The sequence below is a fragment of the Pseudoalteromonas sp. S3776 genome, assembly GCF_005886915.1.
GTDB lineage: Bacteria > Pseudomonadota > Gammaproteobacteria > Enterobacterales > Alteromonadaceae > Pseudoalteromonas.
Window position 1 is genome coordinate 1 of the sequence record NZ_PNCU01000120.1, and the last position, 266, is coordinate 266.

1 protein-coding gene is annotated in these 266 nt (G+C 46.2%); it reads right to left on the bottom strand.

Features of this window, described 5'->3' with window-relative positions; all coding sequences use genetic code 11:
- Positions 1–266 (bottom strand): DUF444 family protein (locus CWC16_RS19395; RefSeq protein WP_138542687.1); only part of this gene is annotated, 266 nt, incomplete at both ends.

Here is a 266-nt window from a genome sequence, read left to right on the forward strand (position 1 = left end):
AGTACCAGGGCAGAAGATACAATGGTGCCTCCCGTTTCCCTGGCATAAAAAAAGTCGTGCTCATTGCATTCCCTGGCTTCCGTATGGTGTCTGATAAAAACCACTTCGATGGCTTCGTAGTTTCTTTCCAGAAACAGGTAGAGCAGTAAGAAAAAACGTTTGGCAATGTCTTTGATTTCGCGGGACATGGAGCCAGAGACATCCATAATGCAGAACATGACGGCTTTGCTTGAAGGCTGTGGCACCTTGACCAGATTATTGAAACG